The organism is Melaminivora alkalimesophila, from assembly GCF_000282995.1.
In the GTDB taxonomy this organism is placed as follows: domain Bacteria; phylum Pseudomonadota; class Gammaproteobacteria; order Burkholderiales; family Burkholderiaceae_C; genus Melaminivora; species Melaminivora alkalimesophila.
The window spans coordinates 1-19,655 of the sequence record NZ_ALEE01000381.1 but is presented as its reverse complement, the minus strand read 5'-3'; the positions used below and the strand labels follow the sequence as shown (position 1 = coordinate 19,655).

Sequence of the window (19,655 nt, the reverse complement as noted above, 5' to 3'; positions counted from 1 at the left end):
GGCTTATTCCGTTGGCGCTACGGAATCAGGCCAGATGATGTAGCTGTAGCGAGCCCTCGGCAACCCGGCTTGCCCGCTGCTGCCGCAGTGGCCTATCCAGAGCCGTCAGACGCTGCCCTGTGCCGGATGCAAGAGCCCCCACCAGCCAATCCCAGGTTCATCCAGCCACCTCACGTCTCACGCAGGGGCAACGCCGTCCGGCAGGAAGCCGCCATGTTCATCGCCATGCAGGCTGAGGTACTCAAGTCGCCATTGATCCACGCGCCGAAGGTCGGCGAGGGTCATGTGCGTATCCGGGACTGGCTCGCAGGCGTCGAGGGCGATTTCCGTTGCCACATCGGGAGGGCCGTACGCTTCGATGAAAAGCTCTCGCAATTGTCGCACTACGCTCTCGGCGGACTCACGTGCGCTTGGCCCACCCTCGATGGCGTCATAAGCCACCGATATGGACAGCGCATAGGGTTCACCATCAGAAGCCTCGATGCCCCGCTGCTCACCCAGATCGAAGAACAATCCCACCAAATGTCGGGCTTCGGGAGCGAGGATGCGGGCGATCCGGCTCTTGACGTCTCTCTTGCCGACACGCTTCGCAAGCCGGTTCTCGAAGGCGTTTGGAAACGCGGGCCGGCCATAGCGTGCCGCCAGCCATTGCTTCAGGGTGCGCTTCGATTCATCTGAAAGCGACACCTCAAGAAACCGAGACGCACTCTGGCCAAACTCGACTCTCGGGATGGACCTCTTCTCTGCATGCCGCAACTCCAGCACCATCGAGCCTCCATCCGCTTTGTCATACGCAAGATGCAGCCGCCGGGGGTTCTTGGCATGGGACAGTTGCGGATCCTCACGGGCATCACCGATCACGTCCGCCAAGATGACCTCAATACAGGGTTCGTGCGGGTGAGGAATGTCACAGTCGTGGGAGATCACGACAGCAAAGCGGCCATCCTCCAGCGACTCGACCAATCCCAGTTGCAGCGATCCATCGCTGGTCAGCAAATCTCCCTGCCGCCATGCCGTATCCCGGTCCAGCATCGCGCGATCCCCGAATCACTGCTCGGGATAGCCAGGAATGGAAGCAGCGGAACGCCAATCATCCGTTGGCGCGGCCTTGCTCTTGGCCAGTCCCGACCTTTCGTATGCCGCATCCATGGCCTGAGCCTCTGAGATCAACGTTTGGACATGCTCCATAACGGTCTGGTCTGCAGCGATGAGATCCAGGAGAGACCTGCCGTCAAACGCCTTCATCTTCAGCAACATTGGCGCCCGTTTGACGCCTGCTTCGCGAAAGGCGTCGGCCACTTGGCTGAGTGTCTGTATCCGAGCGAAGTTGTCCGCTTCTGGCGTCGACTCTCCTCCCAGCCATTTGTATATCGCTTGCCGGGAAACACCAAAGGTCCCGGCGAGATCAGCAATTGGTGGATTGAGCACCTGACGGATGTTGGCCAGATGCTCCGAAGCGCTTCGCAGATCAGGACGAGCTGCCTCCTCGCCATCCACCTCGATTTCGACGTGAATGGGAGTCCGCGCCTCCACCAGCCTGCGCCATTCCCCCGCCCGGGTCACATCGAACACGCTGCCAGTACCGCCAACCAACTGCGTGATCCCTATCAGGGCGAAGGCGGCCGTGGCCGCGACCCGAACGGGTACGATCGACGGCGAAGTCCTGATTGTTGGGAACGTCTCGGTGTACATGCGGGTCTCCAGTGCTACGCCCATGCCCGGCGCGCATGGTCCGTGGTGGTCGCCTCGAACACGGACTTGATCGGGGCATGTAACGAGCGCAGTTGTTCTTCGAGCTTGCCGAGGTCGATAGGCATGCGACCTTCGCAAAAATGGTCGGTATCGAGCACACCATGCTCGCGTGGCGCGGTCATGGCGAAACGCGGATTCAATGCCAGCCCGTTCGGCAACATGTCGGGAGGAAAACCAAGCTGCGCCGTTGCCCTGTATACCCTTGCAACCAAGGTTCCGCCGGGAACGAGTGGACCAACATCGGTCGTGAATACGGATTCACTCATTGCGTGCCGGCGAACCGCGTCGAATTCCACCCCATGGACGCCACCGACAAGGTACTGTTCGACGGACTCCCCGTCTTCCGGCACCACCGCATCCAGGTAGCGCAACCCAAGCCGCCCCACGTGGTCAAGGCTGACCGCCTCATGCACGGCATCCAACCCCCGCAGTAATTCCGGAATGAATGTCTTGTGGGTGTCGTAATGCGTCGTATGAAACGTGATTGTCGAAGAGGACAGGATGAAGCCCGCAGATCGATCGCTCCTGGTCAGGAACCAGGATACCGTTTGCTGGATCTTTGGTTCGGCTTGTTGTGCCTGGCCTGGCCCGGACACGACCAAGTGAGTGACCTGCTGCGGCTCGAACAAGGGGTACCCTTCACGACGCAGCCGATCTTGTATTTGGTCGACGTACTTGACCATGGCCGCCACCGGATTGAAATGCGCCTGTGCCAGGGCGTAGTACACCGGCGCATTGGACATTCGTTCGCTCACAGGCCGCTCCATCTTCTCAGTTGACACCTCAGTTGCCAGTTTACACCATGGTTGACATCCATGCCAGGGAGCATTGCTCAATGCGGCTGGATCAGGGGGGCGCGGGCTCAGGCTAAGGAGAAGGCGCCGTCAAAAGCCTTCCACTGGGTCGACACTCCCGCTCGCGCCACCATCGCCGGCTCCCGACGTTCGCCCAGCCGGCTGCCCTTGCCTGCGGGAAACGCTGCGCACCCGCTGTGGCAACAATTCCCGCACCAGTTCCATGCCAAGGGCGTCCTTCTCCAGGGTCATCGCCCTTGACAGGTCATCGAGCCGGCCCAGTTCCTCAGTCTGCGACATCTGTGCCTGCCGCCGCGCAGCTGGCGCCGAGAACACCTTGATCCACTTGTACAGGCTGTGCTGGCTGACGCCGATCCGGGCAGATACGTCGGCCACCCGGTGGCCTCGCTCGGTGATCTGCTTGACCGCCTCGATCTTGAACTCTTCTGGGTAGGGTTGCTTGCTTCGCATGGCACCTCCGATGGGGCCTCAGTTGGAGGCTCGAAAGTGTCTACTGAAGCCGGGGCGGCTCAAAGCATTCCCTGCGGGGAAGCTGGAGCGGGCGATGGGAACATCATCGTGTTCCCAACTCGTTGATTGATAACGAGTTTTCCGCACTCGGCGAACCGAGATGGACATAATTATGGACTGAAAAACCACGCTTGGTCAACGCGCGCTCCGAGCAAGTCCAGTGCGAGCCATGGACAGCCAGCAGTAGCCAATGTACCCGAGCGCTCAACGTCACGAGGCCGGTTCATCTCCCTTTGGCAGGAACTCCTCGCGGGCGCGCTGCAGAAACCGCTTCATGGGCTCAGAGGGGTCGGCGCTGCGGCGCAGCAGGTAGGTGGACAGCATGGGCGGCGTGCCGGCCAAGGGGCGAACGGTTATGTCGGGGCGGTTCAGGGTCTGCACCTGCGAGGCAATGGCGAAACCTAGGCCATAACCGGCACCGACCAGAGTCAGCATCACGCCTAGGCTCGTCACCTGATCTACCAGCTTGAGCGGCTTGGACGCACCTTGAAGCACCGCCTGGATCTGGTGGTGGCAGCCCGATCCCGCGTCCGGATGGCACAGTACCAACGGAAACTTCAAGGCTTCATCCAATGGCACTTCCGCGTGCGCCAACAAGGGGTGGCGCACGGGCACGATCACCGACAGAGGATCGGTCCACACGGGCTCGGCGACAAGGCCTTCGCTCACCGCGTCCGACAGCGCAAAGCCGATGTCCAGCAGATCGTTGTGCAGGCCCTTGAGCTGCTGCGCGAAAGGCAGCTCGAAGACGCGAATCTCCAGTTCGGGCTCTTCCTCGCGGCTGCGCGCCAGCAAGGTGGCAATGTGGGGCTGCGCCAAGCTGTCGCAGATGGCGATGCGCAGATAACCCTGATAGACCTGCGCCGCCGCCTTTGCGGCACTCACCGCCTGCTCCACGGTGGCCAGCACACGCCGGCACTCACCGAGGAACACTTGACCGGCCCAGGTCAGTCGCGTCTGGTGCGCGCTGCGGTCGAACAACTGCACGCCGAGCGTGGCTTCGAGATTGCGCATTGCGCGCGACACAGGCGATTGTTCTACGCCAAGGCGCTCGGCCGCTCGCGCGAAATGCAGTTCTTCCGCGACCGCAACGAAATAGCGCAGTAGTCTGAGTTCCAATGCGGCCTCCTGTTTGCCTCGTTCCTGGCCTGCATCCACCTCATGCGGATTGCGCCTCGCTTTCTCCTTCGATGATTGGCAAGAGGTTCCGGCGTCGCATGCTTGCCTATTCGGATAGGCAGATCGCATCCGAAAATTACGGAGGTTGAGGCGGAACGCTACCTGGCCGAAGACCTGAGAACCTCAATCGCCGCGACGCTGCACTACCGCCTGATCCACAGGTTCAGTTCAATCAATTCCCGGGTTGCAGCTCCACACGCACCTCGCGCGATTTGCCGGCCCGCTCCACGGACAAGACTACGACATCGCCGACCTTCCTGTCGTCGAGCCGGGCGAGCAGCTTGGCCACATCGTCGATCGCCGTGCCGTCGATGCGAACGATGCGGTCGCCGGGCACGATGCCTTGTGGGGTAATCTCGACCCCAGCGAGCCCGGCTTTGTGCGCTGCCGAGCCGGGGGTGACACGCAGCACGAACACGCCCTTGCCTCCAGTCAGCGCCAGCAGGCGCTGATTGAGTTGTTCGTCCACCTCAATGCCCAGCGCCGGACGGATGTACTTACCAGTCTTGATGAGTTGCGGGACTACGCGCATGACGGTGTCCACCGGCACGGCGAACCCAATCCCGGCCGAGGCGCCGGAGGGGCTGTAGATCGCCGTGTTGATGCCGATAAGCCGACCGGCCGAATCGAGCAGGGGGCCGCCCGAGTTGCCGGGGTTAATGGCGGCGTCGGTCTGAATCAGGTGATCAATGGCCGGGCCGCCCGCTTCTCCCGGTAACGAGCGGTCGAGCGCGGAGACGATGCCGGTGGTGAGCGTCCAGTCCAGGCCAAAGGGGTTGCCGATAGCAAACACCTTCTGTCCCACCTTGAGGTCGGCGCTGGTGCCGACCGGCACGGCAGGCGGGCGTTTGAAGCCGACGCCGATTTTGAGTACGGCGATGTCGTGTGCTGGGCTGGCCCCCACCAGCGCGGCCTGGTAGTCGCGGCCGTCGGCCAGTTTGACGGTGGCTTCGGACGCGCCCTGGATGACGTGGAAGTTGGTGACGACGTGGCCGGCGTCGTCCCAGATGAAGCCCGAGCCGGTGCCACGCGGCACGGAGAAGACGTTACGCGTCCAGACATCGCGTACTAATTGCGCGGTGGTGATGTAGACCACCGAGGCGCGCGATTTTTCGAACAGTTCGATGGTGGCCTTTTCGTCCGCCGCCAAGTCGCCGCGCGCCGTCACGGTGCGCTCTGCCGCCTCGCGCGGACTGAACCATGCCTCGATGGCGGGCAGGAACTGCCACAGCAGCATGAGCGCGGCAATACAGGCGGTGATGAAGAGCCAGCGCCGGACGAAGTGGTCCGGCGCGGGACGTTGGTACGGGTCGGGGTAGGCCATGAGAAGTCTCCTGTTGATAGGCAATCAGCGCCATAGCCCGCTCGGGCGCCAGCGCGGCGGGCGCGGCGTCACAGCAGATTCCGGCAAGAAATGGGGCGCGTGGAGTGGCAACGCTGATGCTGGCCCAGGCGCCAACGTCAGTAGGCGTGAGATGCGTTCTTGCGTGGCCGGATGCGTGCGCAACCAGGAGGGTTCGGGATTGCCCCATCCCGGCCACAACCAGGCACGCCAGGAGCGGCTGACCCGCTCGATTTTCGCCAGCGCGGACGCAAGCCCCTGCGGGTCGCCAGTCAGTTCCGCAGCGAGGCGGTCAGCGTCGAACTCACGCACGCGAGACAAGCCGAGCTGTGCGAGCAGGGCCAGCTGGGGCGAGGCGGCCAGCAGAAGCAGTCCAGGCCAATTGACCGCCACCGCGCCGGCCAGCAGTGCGGGCAAGCTGAACACAATAGCGATCTGTCCGACCATCGCCAGTAGGCTCGTGAGGCGACTGACGGAATCCGCCAGCCCCATGACGCGCAGATCCTCATTGGCGATGTGCGCGATCTCGTGCGCGAGCACACCCGCCAGCTCGCGTGGGCTCAGGCGGCGCAGCAGGCCATCGGTGAGGGCGATCGATGCCTCCTGCTTCGATCCGGTGGCGAAGGCGTTGACGACGGCACTGGGCACATAGTGCGGCACCGGCGTGGCGGGCAAACCGGCACGGGCGGACAGCTCGCTCAACAGGGCCCAAATCTCGGGGGCTTCGTGCGGGTGCAGGGCCCGCGCGCGGTACAGGCGCAAGGTCAAGGCGGATGCGGCTGCCGGTTCCAGCAACAACGTGCCTGCAACTGCAAACAGCGCGAGCCACAGGCCGCTTTCCCCGAACAGCAGGCTTCCTGCGGTGGCTGCGATCCCGATCAGGGTCAGGACCAACAGCCCGGTCTGCAGGCGGTTGAGCCAGCGGTGTTGCAACAACGCCGCGCGCGGGTCACTGGGATGATGACGGGGCATGCTCAGATGTCTCGGCGGCACGGTCGTCGCGCTCGCGCAGCAGCCAGTAAGTGGCACCGAGCGCCAGTGTGGCGCCTGCCAGCGCGGCGATTTTGGCGGGGCTCACCTCGGGGTCGAGGACCACGAACTTGCGCGCCAGCGCGATCAGAGCGATGAGGATCACGGTCTTGACCTGGATGATGCTGTCCCGACGCAGCGCCACGCGCACGATGGAATGCTTGAACTCCATCGCGATCAAAAGCGTCATGATCATGCCGAACACGCTCTGGAACACCTTGTGGTCCAGGGGATTGAAGGCATCGAGGACCAGCAGCGTGAAGACGATAGAGATGAGCTGGAACAGCGACACCACGATGATGACGGCAATCACCGCCGACAGCACGAGGGCGACGACCTGCTCGAAACGCTCGTATAAACTCATGACGGCCCATTGGTCACGCAAGACCTGAAATGGATTGCGGCCTGTTGACTTCATGCAGATGGACTCCCTGCGAAATTGTCGCTGTCGGGACGATGGCGCATTGCACTGATGTTTCGTTCGACTATCTCGGCCGGCATGTCCAGCGCCGACATTACCTGTTCCGTCAACCCAAGGGCTGCGGCAAAGGACTGCTGATAACCCAGCAAGGTGGGTACTCTGAACGCAGCCGTCACCACGGCCGCCACACTGCACCCCACTAGCAATATCAGCGTGACGCTCAGCAGGCTCTGCATCGATCAGCGCCCAACCTGCGCCTTTGCCCAGCGCACGATGTGCTGCGCGCCCATGGCGCCCGCCTGACGCCCGATCTCCCGCCCACCTTGGAACAGGGCCAGCGTCGGAATGCTGCGGATACCGAACTGCGCGGCCAGGTGCGGCTCAGCCTCGGTGTTCACCTTCGCCAGCCTGATCCAGGGTTCGAGCTGGCGCGCCGCTTGCTGAAACTGCGGTGCCATCATCTTGCAAGGCCCGCACCACGGCGCCCAGAAATCGACAAGCAAAGGAAGATCGCTGTGCTCCACGTGGCGCCCGAATGTCGCCGTGGTCAACTCGATGGGCTCGCCCGTGAACAAGGGCTGCTGGCAGCGGCCACAGTTAGGTTGATCCGCGAGCTTGGCGGCCGGCACACGGTTGATGGACTGGCAATGCGGGCAGACGATGTGAAGGTGTTCGCTCATGGTGTGGCCCCTTGGGATGTAGAGAGTGAGGTTTCGGACTGGGGGGGCGCCGAGTCGCGGGATTCGGACTTCAGCCCCTGGGTCAGCTGACGGATGTCGTTTTCGTCCAGGGTTTCCCGCGCCAGCAGTTCGCGCGCGCAGCGCTCCAGCACCGCGCGGTTGGTATCGAGAATCCGGTAGGCGCGCTCGAACACGCCCATCACGATGTCGCGGATCGCCTGATCGATGCGCGCCTGGGTGGATTCCGCCACCCGGCAACCACCTTGGGCCAGCTCGGGGACGTCGAGAAAACGCGGCCGCTGCGCCTCAAACGCGATGTAGCCGAGTCCCTCGTCCATGCCAAAGCGGGTGATCATGTCGCGCGCGATGTCGGTGGCCCGCGCCAGATCGTCTGCGGCACCGGTCGACAGTTCGCCAAACACCAACTTCTCTGCGGCGCGCCCGCCCAACAGTACGGCGATCTTGTGCTCCAGATCGGCGCGCGTCATCAGGAACCGGTCCTCGGTGGGGCGTTGCAGCGTGTAGCCCAGTGCGCCGATGCCGCGCGGAATGATCGATATCTTGTGTACCGGGTCTGTGCCTGGTAGCGCCAGCGCCACCAAGGCATGGCCCATCTCGTGATAGGCCACCGTCTCGCGCTCCTTCGGGTTGAGGACACGGTTGCGCTTCTCCAAGCCGGCGACGATGCGCTCGATCGCTGCAGTGAAGTCCTGCAGCTCGACCGCACGGGCCTTGCGCCGGGTGGCAGCCAGCGCCGCTTCGTTAACCAGGTTGGCTAGGTCGGCACCAGAAAAGCCGGTCGTCAACGCCGCGACTTGTTCGAGATCGACATCACTGGCCAGGGTAACCTTCTTGACGTGCACCTTCAGGATATCGAGACGGCCTTTCTTATCAGGACGGTCCACCAGCACCTGGCGGTCGAAGCGACCGGCGCGCAAAAGCGCCTGATCGAGAATTTCAGGCCGGTTGGTGGCGGCGAGGATGATCAGCCCCACCGAGCTGTCGAAGCCGTCCATCTCGGTGAGCAGCTGGTTGAGCGTCTGCTCACGCTCGTCGTGGCCGCCGATGGGGCCGCCGACGCCGCGCGCGCGGCCCAGCGCATCGAGCTCGTCGATGAAGATGATGGCCGGCGCCTGCCCGCGGGCCTGCTCGAACAGGTCGCGCACACGGGCCGCACCCACGCCGACGAACATCTCGACAAACTCTGATCCGGAGATGGAGAAGAAGGGCACCGCCGCCTCGCCGGCAACAGCCTTGGCCAGCAATGTCTTGCCGGTGCCCGGTGGGCCGACCAGCAACACGCCCTTGGGAATGCGCGCCCCGAGCCGTCCATACTCCTGCGGATTCTTGAGGAAATCGACGATCTCAACCAACTCCGCCTTGGCTTCATCGACGCCAGCGACATCGGCAAAGGTCACGCCAGTGTTCTTCTCCATGAATACCTTGGCACGGCTCTTGCCGATGCTCAGGAAGCCACCCATGCCCTGCTTCTCGGCGAAGCGGCGGAACAGGAAGAACCAGACGCCGAAGAAGGCCACCGCCGGCAGAATCCAGGAGAGCACATCACGCAGCCAGGTGCTTTCCACCGCCCGCGCATAGGGCACGTCGTACTTGGACAGCCGCTCGGCCAGGTCGGGTTCGACGCGAGTGGCCACGATGGTGGTCTTGCCCTGGCTGTCCGGCGATTTCAGGCGCCCGGTGACCGTGCGGTCCGACACCAGCACTTCGGCGATGCGCCCCTCGGCCAGCGCCTTCTCGAATTCGCTGTAGGGCACGGGCTCGACGGTCTTGGCCGCCTGCCAGTAGTTCTGCAGCGTCAGCAGCAACAGGCCGGCGACGATCCAGTAGCCAATGTTCCATTGATCTTTCTTTTCCATGGGCAATGTTCCTCGCAAGTCGTGTCGCTAGAGAATGGGGGTGAACAGACGGGCCACCCCGTCGCGCAAGCGGATGGCCAGCGGGTGGGCGCGCAACGCCTTCGCCGATATCTCGCCCGACGCATCACGAGCGGCATCAAAAAGGGATTCCAGCCGCGTAGACAGCGCGGTGTCGTACACCTCCACATTGAACTCGAAGTTGAGGCGCAGGCTGCGCGCATCCCAATTGGCCGAACCCAGGCAGCACCACTGGCCGTCTATCAGCATCAGCTTGCTGTGGTCGAACGGGCCAGGCCGTTCGAAGATGCGCACACCGTGCTCCAGCACCTGCCAGTAGTGGGCGCGCGCGGCCCATTGCACCGTGGGATGGTCGCCGTTTGCGGGCGTCAGCACCTCGACGCGCACGCCGCGCAACGCGGCCGTGCTCAGCGCCGCGATCATCGGCTGATCGGGCACGAAGTAAGGTGTCCAGATGCGCACCGAATGCTTCGCCGCGCTCAAAGCGCCCATGAAGGTCCAGCGCAGCCGGTCCAGGGCCTCATCGGGACCGGCCTCGATGCCGCGCGCCCAAGAGGTTCCTTGCTCATCAGCCGTTGCGGGCGGTTCGCCCCAGTAACCCTTGCTGAGCCGCTCGCCCGTGGTATCGCACCAATCGTCGGTGAAGCACCGCATCAGATGCGCAACCACCGGCCCGCGCAGACGAAAGTGCAAATCGTGACAGGCCTCGCCCGGCGCATCGGGCCGCCAATACGGGCTGAAGATGTTCATGCCGCCGGTGAAACCCGTCTCGCCATCGATCACCAGCAGCTTGCGGTGATTGCGCAGATGCGCGGCATGCAGGCGCGCGGGAATCAACGTCGGGTTAAACGTCGCCGCCGGAACGCCGGCGCGCTGCAAGGCGCGGTAGGCGCTGCTGGGCGTCCAGCGGGCATACACGTCGTCGATCAGCACCCGCACTTGCACGCCGCGCTCATGAGCCCGGCGCAGCGCATCGACGAACAGCGCCCCGATGCCTTGGCTGTCGAAGATGTACGAGGCCAAGGCGACGCTGTGCCGCGCCGATTCGATGGCGGCGAGCATGGCCGGGTAGGCCTGCTCGCCATCGATGAGCGGCTCGATACGGTTGCCGCCGGTCAGCGACTGGCCGGTGGCGCGTCCCACCAGGTGGGCCAGACCGGCAAGCGGCGGCGATACAGCCTCGGGCATCGTGGGCGAGAGGTCCTGCTGAACAGCAGGATCTGCACCTGGGAAGAGCCGCCGCGCGCGCCGCTGGTAGCGGTTAATACCGAACAGCAAGTACAACAGCGAACCGCCCAGCGGCAACAGAGCGATCAGCAGCACCCACAGCGTGGCCGAGCGCGGGTCACGCTTGTAGATGACCGCGTGCCCTGCCGCCGAAATGGCGACCGCAAGCGACACGAGGGTGGCTGCCCATGTCAGCCCGTTGAGGTCGGACACGACAGCCTCCCCATGACTCAAGATTCGCCGCCCGCCGGCTTTTTCTTGCGCGTCGCCTTGCTTTCGTCGCTCGACGGCGCCTCTGCCACTTTCGCGGCATCAGGCTTCTCAGGCTCGACCGGCTTCACTGGTGGCTCCTTGCGCTCGAAAATCACCCGCTCGGCCTTGTCATCCCAGCGAGCGCTGGCGTGATCGCCCTTGCCGATGCCGCCACCCAGCATCTCGCGCGCCAGAGCAGTTTCCAGCTCGCTGCGGATCAGCCGCTTGAGCTCGCGCGCGCCGAACTCGGGCTTGTAGCCTTCCTCCGCGAAGTGATCGATCAAGGTCTGATCGAAGGTCAGCGTCACGCCCTGGCTGGCGGCGTTGCGGGCCACACGATCGAGCTGCAGGCCGACGATATGGCGGATCTCCTCCTTGCCCAGCGCATGGAAGACGATGATCTCGTCGATGCGGTTGAGGAACTCGGGGCGGAAGTGTCCGCGCAGCACGTCCATCACCTCGGACTTGGTCTTCTCGTATTCCTCGCCGGCGGCGCCACGGGCCTTCAGCCGACGCTGGATGATGTCCGAGCCCAAGTTCGAGGTGGCGATGATGATGGTATTGGTGAAATCCACCACCCGGCCCTTGCCGTCGGTGAGCCGCCCGTCGTCGAACACCTGCAGCAGGATGTTGTAGACGTCGGGGTGAGCCTTCTCGATCTCGTCCAGCAGCAACACGCTGTAGGGTTTGCGCCGCACCTTCTCGGTGAGCTGGCCACCCTCGTCGTAGCCGACGTAACCCGGAGGCGCCCCCACCAGGCGTGCCACGGTATGGCGTTCACCGTACTCGGACATGTCGATGCGCAGCAGCGCACCTTCATCGCCATAGATCGACTCGGCCAGCGCCTTGGCGAGTTCGGTCTTGCCCACGCCGGTCGGTCCGAGGAACAGGAAAGTCGCCACCGGCTTGCTGCCCTCGCGCAGGCCCGCGCGCGACAACCGCACGGCATCGGCCACCGCGCGCACCGCTTCGTCCTGGCCCACCAGGCGCTCGTGCAGCCGCTGCTCCAGATGCAGCAGCTTCTCGCGTTCTTCCACCGTCAGCTCGTTGACCGGAATGCCGGTCAGGCGCGAGACGATCTGCGCGACATGCTCGGCCTTGACTTCGGCGCTGCCCGAGGCGCGCTCGCGTTCCCATTCCTCGACGAGCTTCTTGAGTTCGGCCTCCTTGGCCTCGATGCGCTTGCCCAGCTCGGCGGCCTTGTCGTACTGCTTGCGCGAGGCCACATAGTCCTGCTCACGCCGCAGCTGGTGCAGTTCGGACTCCAGCTCTTGCACCGCCACCGGGCGGGCCGTGGCCGACAGCTTTACGCGTGCGGCCGCCTGGTCGAGCAGATCGATGGCTTTGTCGGGCAAGAAGCGCGCGGTGATGTAGCGGTCCGACAACTCGGCGGCGGCGATGATCGCATCGTCGGTGATGCTGACCTTGTGGTGCGCCTCGAAGGTGTCGCGCAGGCCGCGCAAGATCATAATGGTCTGCGCTACCGTCGGCTCCGGCACCATCACCGGCTGGAAGCGACGCTCCAGCGCGGCGTCCTTCTCGATGTACTTCTGATACTCGTTGAGCGTGGTGGCGCCGATCAGGTTCAGTTCGCCGCGCGCCATCATCGGCTTGAACACGTTGGCCACGTCCAGCCCGCCTTCGCCGCCACCCTGGCCGGCACCGACGATGGTGTGCACCTCGTCGATGAAGAGAATCAGCTCCCCCTGGTGCTCGGTCACTTCCTTGAGCACCTTCTGCACGCGCTCCTCGAACTCGCCGCGGTACTTGGCGCCGGCCACCATGGCATTGATGTTGAGTTCGACCAGGCGCTTGTCACGCAGCGTCTCAGGCACTTCGCCGGCCACCATGCGCTGCGCCAGCCCTTCGACGATGGCGGTCTTGCCGACGCCGGGCTCGCCGATCAGCACCGGATTGTTTTTCTTGCGCCGGGCCAGCACCTCGATGGTGGTCTCGATCTCCTGCGCGCGGCCGATAACCGGATCGAGCTTGCCCTCGCGCGCCATTTTGGTGAGGTCTCGCGAGTATTTATCCAGCTCGGGCGTGTTGGTCGGCGTCTCGGCGCGGCCATCCTCGGCACCTTTGCCGACCACCTTGCTTACCTGCTGGCGCAGCGCTTGCGGCGTGAGGCCGTAACGGCGCAGCAGGTTGGCCGCCAAACCTTCGCCTTCCTCGGCCAGCCCGATCAGGAAATGCTCCGGCCCGACATAAGAGTGGCCGAGTTCGTTGGAGGCCACGAAAGCACGGCTGAGCGCGTCCTTGACCCGGGGCGACACGCCGATCTCGCCCTCGAACGGCTTGTCGCCGCGCTTGGCTTCGGATTCGATCTGTCGCTTGAGGTCATCGACCTTGATCCTGAACTGCCCCAGGATGGTCTTGACCACGTCGCTGTCGGATAGCGCCAGCAGCAGGTGTTCGGTATCGACTTCGGCGCGCCCGAACTCTGCAGCGTGTCGGGCGGCCTCCTGCAATAGGGCCTCGGACTGTTCGCTGATACGGCTGGCGAGCCCACTGCCGCGACGGCGCGCGGTGCCCGTACCGGCCGGGGCGGGTTCGCCGAACGAGGCATCGACGACCTCATCGGTATCGGCCGCCATGGACGGTGCGTCGTCACCGATGCGGAAGAAGTCGCTGCCAAGGAAGTCTTCGAACAGCCCGCTGCGCAAGCCGAACAAGGCTTCCAGCGGTGAGACGGTGCGCTTTTGCTGGCGCACCAGTTGGCGATAGTGATCGTCACACAACAGCATGGTGCTGTGGCGACCATTGAGATTGGCTTCCACCCGCACCGTGGCGGGCTGGCCGCAGACTTGGCATTGTTTTCTGGCCATGCTGATGCTCCTGAGAGGGTTAACTGGGCGAGGCACCGCAGATCACGGTGCCTCATCTCTTTGTGGTTTTTGAGAAAAACGCGCTGCCCCGCGTCAGCCGTTGATCGGGATCGAGCGCCCCTGCTTGGGCGTACTGGCCTCGCGCTTTTCCATCGTGATCGTGAGCACGCCGTTCTTGAAAGCGGCCTTGATCGTGTCCTGGTTGGCATCGGCCGGCAGGTTCAGAGCGCGCTGAAAGCTGCCGTAGGAGCGCTCCACCCGGTGGAAACCGCCGTCTTTAGTTTCCTGCTCCTGACGCTTTTCACCGCGCACCAGCAGCACGTCGTTGTCGAGCGTGATCTGGATGTCTTTTTCCTCGACGCCGGGCAGTTCCAGGGCGATCTTGTACTGCTTGTCGGTCTCCTGGATGTCCAGCGCCGGTTTCAGCAGGCCCGGCCACTCCGACGGCCAGCGTGGCATGGCCAGCGTCGGGAAACCGAAGCCTCGAAACGCGTCGTCGAACAGGCGATCGATCTCGCGATGCAATTGCAGGATGGGGCTGACCGGCCCACCCGCCACCGGCAGGTCATTGCGCTGCACCGGCAGCGAGGCAGTGCTCTGTTGTTCTTCCTGCTCTTTCTTGAACCAGTTCCAGGGAGCCAATTTCTTGAAATCAATGTCCATGTCATACCTCCAGAAATCAATTGAAGACTCACTCAATCCGTTTGCCTGCGGCTATGGATGGCGCGCCCAGGCAACACGGGATGTTTCGCTGACTTCGGCTGCTCATCTGTGCGTATCACCTCCTTCTTTCTGCCTGCTTGGATCTGATCATTGATCCATCGATCGATTTCACTTTGACGAAACCGCCACGTCCCGCCGACCTTGAAGGCCGGAATCTCCCCGTGCGAGGCGAGCCGGTAAAGCGTCCGCTTGCCGACTTTCAAGTAGGCAGCCAACTCGTCGAGTGTGAAGATCGCCTGCTGGCGCGCTGTCATACCACCCCCACAAGTTCCGTCGTCACGCGGCCTCGCCTGAGGAAATTCTTGCAAGACTTTGCAAGATATTGCGCCTAACATGCCGAAAGTCAAGAGTCAACATCCAGCGATCTGCTGGCCGATTGATGTGACTCAATCGTAAGCAGCCAGGAAACAAATGTTGGCTGCCACCGCGATGGTGCTCCCCAAGTCATCAATCTGCAGCCATGTGAAAGGGGAAGTCCATGAACGAGATTGCCCGAGTCGGGGTGGATCTGGCCAAGCGGGTTATCTAGGTGCATGCGGTGGATGCGCGCGTGGCGGTTGCCAAGGCGCTGGCCGCTGACAAGTTTGCGGCCTGGTGCGCGGAGCTGCCTCCCGGCTGCCTGGTGGCCCTGGAGGCCTGCGGCGGTGCGCATCACTGGGCACGCAAGCTGCGCGGCTATGGGCTGGATGCGCGGCTGATTGCAGGCCACTTCGTCACGCCCTACCGCATGGCCGGCAAGGGACGCAAGAACGGTGCGGCCGATGCCGCAGCGATCTGCGAGGCGGCAACCCGCCCGCACATGCGCTTCGTGCCGGTGACGCGCGGCGCGAGCGACCTGGGTCTGACCGTCGGTTCGCTGGGCTTCTTTCCGGCGATGGACGTGGTGCGCCAGGCGCTGCCGATGGTGCTGACGATGCTCAAGATGGCGCTCGTCATCTGCATCCCGCTGGTGCTGCTGATCGGCACCTACGACCTGAAGACGGTGGTGACGGTGAGCTGCGTCCAGTTCGCGCTGTTCTTCGTGGACTTCTGGTTCCATCTCGCACGCTGGATCGACAGCACGATCCTGGATGCGCTCTACGGCTGGGGGTTTGGCGCGGACAGGCCGCACACGAACTTCGATCCGCTGATCGGCTTGAACAACGCCTTTGGCGACATGCTGCTCAACTTCGTCATGGCGATGATGTTCATCGTGCTGCCGGGTTTCTGGGTAGCTGCGCTCGCGTGGGTTGGTGTCCGCGTAGGCAACATTTCGCAGATGCTCTCAGCAGCCACCGATGGCGCCAAATCTGCGGGAGGCAAAGGCGCTGACCTTGCAATCAAAGCAGCGAAGGCGAAGTAGCGCCGAGAGTGGCGAGCTACTCGTCGTCCGCGCTGCCGCCGTCGATGCGTACCTCGCCCCGGTAGAGACCGTATCCGTCCAGGCCGTTTCGCCATTGAGGCTCGTCATCATCACTGCTTTCGTCGGCATCAGCGTTGCGTACCATCCAGGCAGAGATCGCCGCAAAGACCAGCAGCAAGGCCAGCCAGAACGCGGAATAGAGCAGCACACCGAGCACGGCCAGCTTGACGATCCAGAGCACCGCCGTCGCCGCGCCCGCGGGCGCCCCGCGCGTCACCAGCCAGCCGGCGACACGCTGCTCGCGGCGCAGGTATCCACGCCAGGCACGGCCAGGCCCCCGGCCCAGCCGGCGGCTCCAGCGCCTGTTATGCGTGTCGATGGTCATGCTCATGTGCCTCGGCTTCAGCGGTGCCTCACCTCGCGGAGCGGCCGGTGGTGGCCTGCCCCTCAGCATCGGCCGCGATCAGGAGGGCGGGTTGTGGCTGGCAGAGTCGGGCCAGCCTGGGTCACGCTTGATTAGTTTTCGCTACATAAATCAAACCTTATACTACTTTCCATGCGCGTTTTTGCGATAGCTCTAGGGGCTGATTTGATTCCGTGCTATCTTTATAACATGGATGGAAATTCTAGGCACCAGGTAATCAAGCGGCTGCAGGCGGGACTCCCCCGCGGGGCGCCGTTCGACCTTGCCACCCTGAGCCAGTTCGGGGTGTCGCCACAGCTCGCCGCCCACTATGCCGACGGCGGGTGGCTCGTGCGCCTGGCCCATGGCGTCTATGCCTTCCCGAACGATGAGTTCGGGGTCTACGGTGCGCTGAAGTTCCTGCAACAGCGCGTGCCCGGCCTGCACGTCGGCGGCAAGAGCGCCCTGGCCCTGCAGGGCGTGCGGCACAACCTGGGCAGCCGGGAGACGCTGGTGCTGTGGGGCGACGGTCGTTTCGCGTTGCCCGCCTGGTTCACCTCGCGCTTTCCGGCCCGCTATGTCCACGCCCGCCTGTTCGACTGGCCGGACACGGCGCTGGCCGGCAAGACCCTGACCACGCCGCCTGGCCTGCCCGAGGATCTGCGGGTGGCAGCCCCCGAGCGTGCCGTTCTGGAGCTGCTGTACGAAGCCGGCGTCAAGCAGAGCCTCGAAGAGGCCCGCAACCTCTTTGATGGACTGCGTTCCCCCCGCAAGGACTTGCTCGGACAACTGCTGTCCTGCTGCACCAGCGTGAAGGCCGTGCGCCTGTTCCTCACCTGGGCGCGCGAGACCAGCCTCGTGGATGTCGATGCCCTGCTGGAGCAGTACCCGGTTCGCACCGGCAGCAACACGCGCTGGATGAGCCGGCTCGATGACGGCACCTTGCTGAGCCTGAGACCTCATGGATAAGACCTACGCGGACACCGTTCGCCTGCTGCTGGCCGTCGCGCCCGACGTGTTCGCCAACGACATCTTCGCCATGAAGGGCGGCACGGCCATCAACCTCTTCGTGCGGGACATGCCGCGCCTTTCGGTGGACATCGACGTGGTGTACCTCCCGTGGCAGACGCCGCGCGACGAAGCGCTGCAAGCCATCAACCAGGAGCTGGCCGCCATCGCCACGCGCGTTGCGCCACTGGGCGTGCAGACACGCCTGGTTCGCGCCAAGGACCTGGGAGACACCAAGCTGATCGTCGAGAACGACGCCAGCCAGGTGAAGATCGAGGTCAATGTCGTGTTCCGCGGCAGCGTGCTGCCCGTCGAGCGGCGGCCGCTGAGCGCCAAGACCAGCGATCTGTTCGGCGTCGAGTTCGAGCTGCCGGTTCTGGCACCGGACGAGCTGTACGCCAGCAAGCTGGTGGCCGCGCTGGATCGACAGCACCCCCGCGACCTGTTCGACGTGTGGCAGCTCTACGAATCGGGCGACATCAGCGACGGCATGGTCGAGTGCTTCGTGATCTATCTGGCGGGCCACAACCGGCCGCCCCACGAAGTGCTGTTCGGTAACGACAAGGACATCGCCGGCGAGTACGAGCGGGCCTTTGTCGGCATGACCGAAGTGGACTGCTCCCTGGAGACACTGCTCGACGCTCGCGCCAGGATGCGGCGCGAGCTGCCACAGCGACTGAGCACCGCGCACAAGCAGTTTCTGAGCGGGCTGGCGCGCGCAGAACCGGACTGGTCGCTGGTGCAATGCCAGCACGCCGCGCAACTGCCGGCACTGCGCTGGAAGCTCGCCAATCTCGAAACCTTCCGCAAGCGCCGTCCCGACGACTTCGCAGCGCAATCCGCCGCCCTCGACACCGGCTTGGGCCAGAGCTGACGAACATCCCGCAGCTTCCGGCTTGCCGGGATTGCCCCATGCCGCATTCATCGTGGCATCCACGAAGCAGCGGCCCTATACCCAAAGGCTCCGACAAAGGCCAAAGGGCTGGGAAGGGGCAAAGGAAGGGCGCCAAGGGGAAAGGCCCTATCCTGAAAAGGCCAAAAGGCGCCCCGAGCAGCCCGTCATCCGGGGTTCGCCATGCTCTCGCTGTTCCAGCGCAAAAGGGTGCCACCCGCCGCCGGCACACCGCCCACCTCCGCCATCGAAACTCCAAAAGGGTCGATGCGGCCGGAGTCGGCCGCATCGCTGCTGGCCACGCCGCGCCGGCAGAAACTGCTGGAACACATCTGGCAGCGCACATCGCTCTCGCGCCGGCAGTTCGCCACGCTCTACCTCGCCCCACTGGAGCGCTACGCCGAGCTGGTCCAGCAGTTCCCGGCCTCCGAGAACCACCACCACGCCTATCCGGGCGGCATGCTGGACCACGGCCTGGAGATCGTCGTCTATGCGCTGAAGCTGCGGCAGTCATACCTGCTGCCTGCGGGCGTCACGCCGGAAGCACAGGCGGCCCAGGCCGAAGCCTGGACCGCAGGCACGGCCTACGCGGCCCTGCTGCACGACATCGGCAAGATTGCCGTCGATCTGCACGTCGAGCATGCCGACGGCAGCGTCTGGCATCCCTGGCACGGCCCGCTGCGAAAGCCCTACCGCTTTCGTTACCGAAAGGAGCGCGAGTACCGCCTGCACAGCGCCGCCACCGGGCTGCTCTACGCGCGCCTTCTCGATCGGGACATCTTCGACTGGCTCAGCGGCTATCCCGACCTCTGGGCCGCGCTGCTCTACGTGCTGGCCGGCCAGTACGAGCACGCCGGCACGCTCGGCGAGTTGGTCGTGCAGGCCGACCAGGCATCGGTCGCCCAGGAACTCGGCGGCGATCCCAGCAAGGCGCTGGCGGCGCCCAAGCATGCGCTGCAACGCAAATTGCTCGACGGCTTGCGCTACCTGCTCAAGGAAGCGTTCAAGTTGAACCAGGCCGGCCCGGCGGACGGTTGGCTGACCCAAGACGCCTTGTGGCTGGTGAGCAAGACCGTCTCCGACAAGCTGCGCGCACATCTGCTGTCGCAGGGCTTCGACGGCATCCCGGCGAGCAACACGGCGGTGTTCAACGTGCTGCAGGATCACGGCATCGTGCAACCGACGCCGGATGGCAAGGCGATCTGGAAGGCTACCGTCACCAGCGACGCCGGCTGGTCGCACGCCTTTACCTTCCTGAAACTCTCGCCGGCGATGATCTGGGATGCCGCCGACCGGCCGGCGCCGTTCGCAGGCCGTGTGCAGGTCGAAGAGGAACAGGCGGAGCCGCCGCCGCTGG

General features: G+C 64.2%; 19 protein-coding genes and 1 pseudogene. 4 read left to right on the top strand and 16 right to left on the bottom strand.

Going from position 1 to position 19,655, the window contains the following annotated elements:
* Positions 1–177: 177 nt before the first annotated feature.
* The 15 genes and pseudogenes from A612_RS07355 to A612_RS07280 all read right to left on the bottom strand — a co-directional run bounded on the left by A612_RS07355 (position 178) and on the right by A612_RS07280 (position 14,907).
* A complete protein-coding gene (locus tag A612_RS07355) occupies positions 178–1,032 on the bottom strand; it encodes a hypothetical protein (protein WP_040436293.1) in 855 nt (284 codons plus the stop codon).
* A gap of 15 nt (positions 1,033–1,047) precedes the next feature.
* Positions 1,048–1,692: a hypothetical protein gene (locus A612_RS07350; RefSeq protein WP_040436300.1), complete on the bottom strand. Its 645-nt coding sequence runs from the start codon at positions 1,690–1,692 to the stop codon at positions 1,048–1,050.
* A gap of 14 nt (positions 1,693–1,706) precedes the next feature.
* Positions 1,707–2,507, bottom strand: coding sequence for a TIGR04255 family protein (locus tag A612_RS07345; RefSeq protein WP_241209527.1), 801 nt, complete (start codon positions 2,505–2,507; stop codon positions 1,707–1,709).
* A 225-nt stretch (positions 2,508–2,732) separates the two neighbouring features.
* Positions 2,733–3,017, bottom strand: a pseudogene (locus tag A612_RS18065) (transposase); the annotation flags it as partial.
* Between the two features lie 270 nt (positions 3,018–3,287).
* Positions 3,288–4,196, bottom strand: coding sequence for a LysR family transcriptional regulator (locus tag A612_RS07330; RefSeq protein ID WP_040436291.1), 909 nt, complete (start codon positions 4,194–4,196; stop codon positions 3,288–3,290).
* Positions 4,197–4,428: 232 nt separating this feature from the next.
* On the bottom strand, positions 4,429–5,580 hold the full coding sequence (locus A612_RS07325) for a S1C family serine protease (RefSeq protein ID WP_019373858.1): 1,152 nt from the start codon (positions 5,578–5,580) through the stop codon (positions 4,429–4,431).
* A gap of 24 nt (positions 5,581–5,604) precedes the next feature.
* Entirely contained in the window at positions 5,605–6,570 is a 966-nt protein-coding gene (locus A612_RS07320; protein ID WP_040436290.1) for a zinc metalloprotease HtpX, read from the bottom strand.
* The gene (psiE-GI, locus tag A612_RS07315; RefSeq protein ID WP_040436289.1) at positions 6,548–7,045 is read right to left on the bottom strand and encodes a heat resistance protein PsiE-GI; all 498 of its coding nucleotides are present in this window, start codon (positions 7,043–7,045) and stop codon (positions 6,548–6,550) included. Before psiE-GI ends, A612_RS07320 begins: the two co-directional genes overlap by 23 nt.
* Positions 7,042–7,284 carry a hypothetical protein gene (locus A612_RS07310; RefSeq protein WP_040436288.1) on the bottom strand — a complete coding sequence of 81 codons (243 nt, stop codon included), beginning with the start codon at positions 7,282–7,284 and terminating at the stop codon, positions 7,042–7,044. Before A612_RS07310 ends, psiE-GI begins: the two co-directional genes overlap by 4 nt.
* Positions 7,285–7,287: 3 nt before the next feature.
* A complete protein-coding gene (gene trx-GI / locus A612_RS07305) occupies positions 7,288–7,728 on the bottom strand; it encodes a heat resistance system thioredoxin Trx-GI (RefSeq protein ID WP_019373855.1) in 441 nt (146 codons plus the stop codon).
* Positions 7,725–9,605, bottom strand: a complete 1,881-nt coding sequence (ftsH, locus tag A612_RS07300) for an ATP-dependent zinc metalloprotease FtsH (RefSeq protein WP_019373854.1) — start codon at positions 9,603–9,605, stop codon at positions 7,725–7,727. Before ftsH ends, trx-GI begins: the two co-directional genes overlap by 4 nt.
* A 27-nt stretch (positions 9,606–9,632) precedes the next feature.
* Positions 9,633–11,063, bottom strand: coding sequence for a cardiolipin synthase (gene cls, locus A612_RS07295; RefSeq protein WP_019373853.1), 1,431 nt, complete (start codon positions 11,061–11,063; stop codon positions 9,633–9,635).
* 17 nt (positions 11,064–11,080) lie between these two features.
* A complete protein-coding gene (gene clpK, locus A612_RS07290) occupies positions 11,081–13,930 on the bottom strand; it encodes a heat shock survival AAA family ATPase ClpK (protein ID WP_019373852.1) in 2,850 nt (949 codons plus the stop codon).
* A gap of 93 nt (positions 13,931–14,023) precedes the next feature.
* Positions 14,024–14,593, bottom strand: coding sequence for an Hsp20/alpha crystallin family protein (locus tag A612_RS07285; RefSeq protein ID WP_019373851.1), 570 nt, complete (start codon positions 14,591–14,593; stop codon positions 14,024–14,026).
* 32 nt (positions 14,594–14,625) lie between these two features.
* Positions 14,626–14,907 (bottom strand): helix-turn-helix domain-containing protein, encoded by a 282-nt coding sequence (locus A612_RS07280; protein ID WP_019373850.1) that lies wholly within the window; start codon positions 14,905–14,907, stop codon positions 14,626–14,628.
* A 284-nt stretch (positions 14,908–15,191) separates the two neighbouring features.
* Between A612_RS07280 and A612_RS18100 the strand changes: the two genes are divergently transcribed.
* A complete protein-coding gene (locus A612_RS18100; RefSeq protein ID WP_478212053.1) occupies positions 15,192–15,995 on the top strand; it encodes a conjugal transfer protein TraG N-terminal domain-containing protein in 804 nt (267 codons plus the stop codon).
* Positions 15,996–16,011: 16 nt separating this feature from the next.
* On the opposite strand, the gene A612_RS07270 is transcribed toward A612_RS18100, so the two are convergent.
* Positions 16,012–16,380 (bottom strand): DUF3742 family protein, encoded by a 369-nt coding sequence (locus A612_RS07270; RefSeq protein ID WP_081501133.1) that lies wholly within the window; start codon positions 16,378–16,380, stop codon positions 16,012–16,014.
* 228 nt (positions 16,381–16,608) lie between these two features.
* Here A612_RS07270 and A612_RS07265 point away from each other — a divergent pair, with 228 nt between their 5' ends.
* The 3 genes from A612_RS07265 to mobH form a co-directional block, all read left to right on the top strand.
* Entirely contained in the window at positions 16,609–17,367 is a 759-nt protein-coding gene (locus tag A612_RS07265; protein ID WP_040436287.1) for a type IV toxin-antitoxin system AbiEi family antitoxin domain-containing protein, read from the top strand.
* Complete coding sequence (locus tag A612_RS07260) at positions 17,360–18,280, top strand: nucleotidyl transferase AbiEii/AbiGii toxin family protein (protein WP_019373846.1); 921 nt, start codon at positions 17,360–17,362, stop codon at positions 18,278–18,280. Before A612_RS07265 ends, A612_RS07260 begins: the two co-directional genes overlap by 8 nt.
* Before the next feature lie 201 nt (positions 18,281–18,481).
* The coding region (gene mobH, locus A612_RS07255; protein ID WP_040436296.1) for a MobH family relaxase at positions 18,482–19,655 on the top strand (1,174 nt) is incomplete at its 3' end.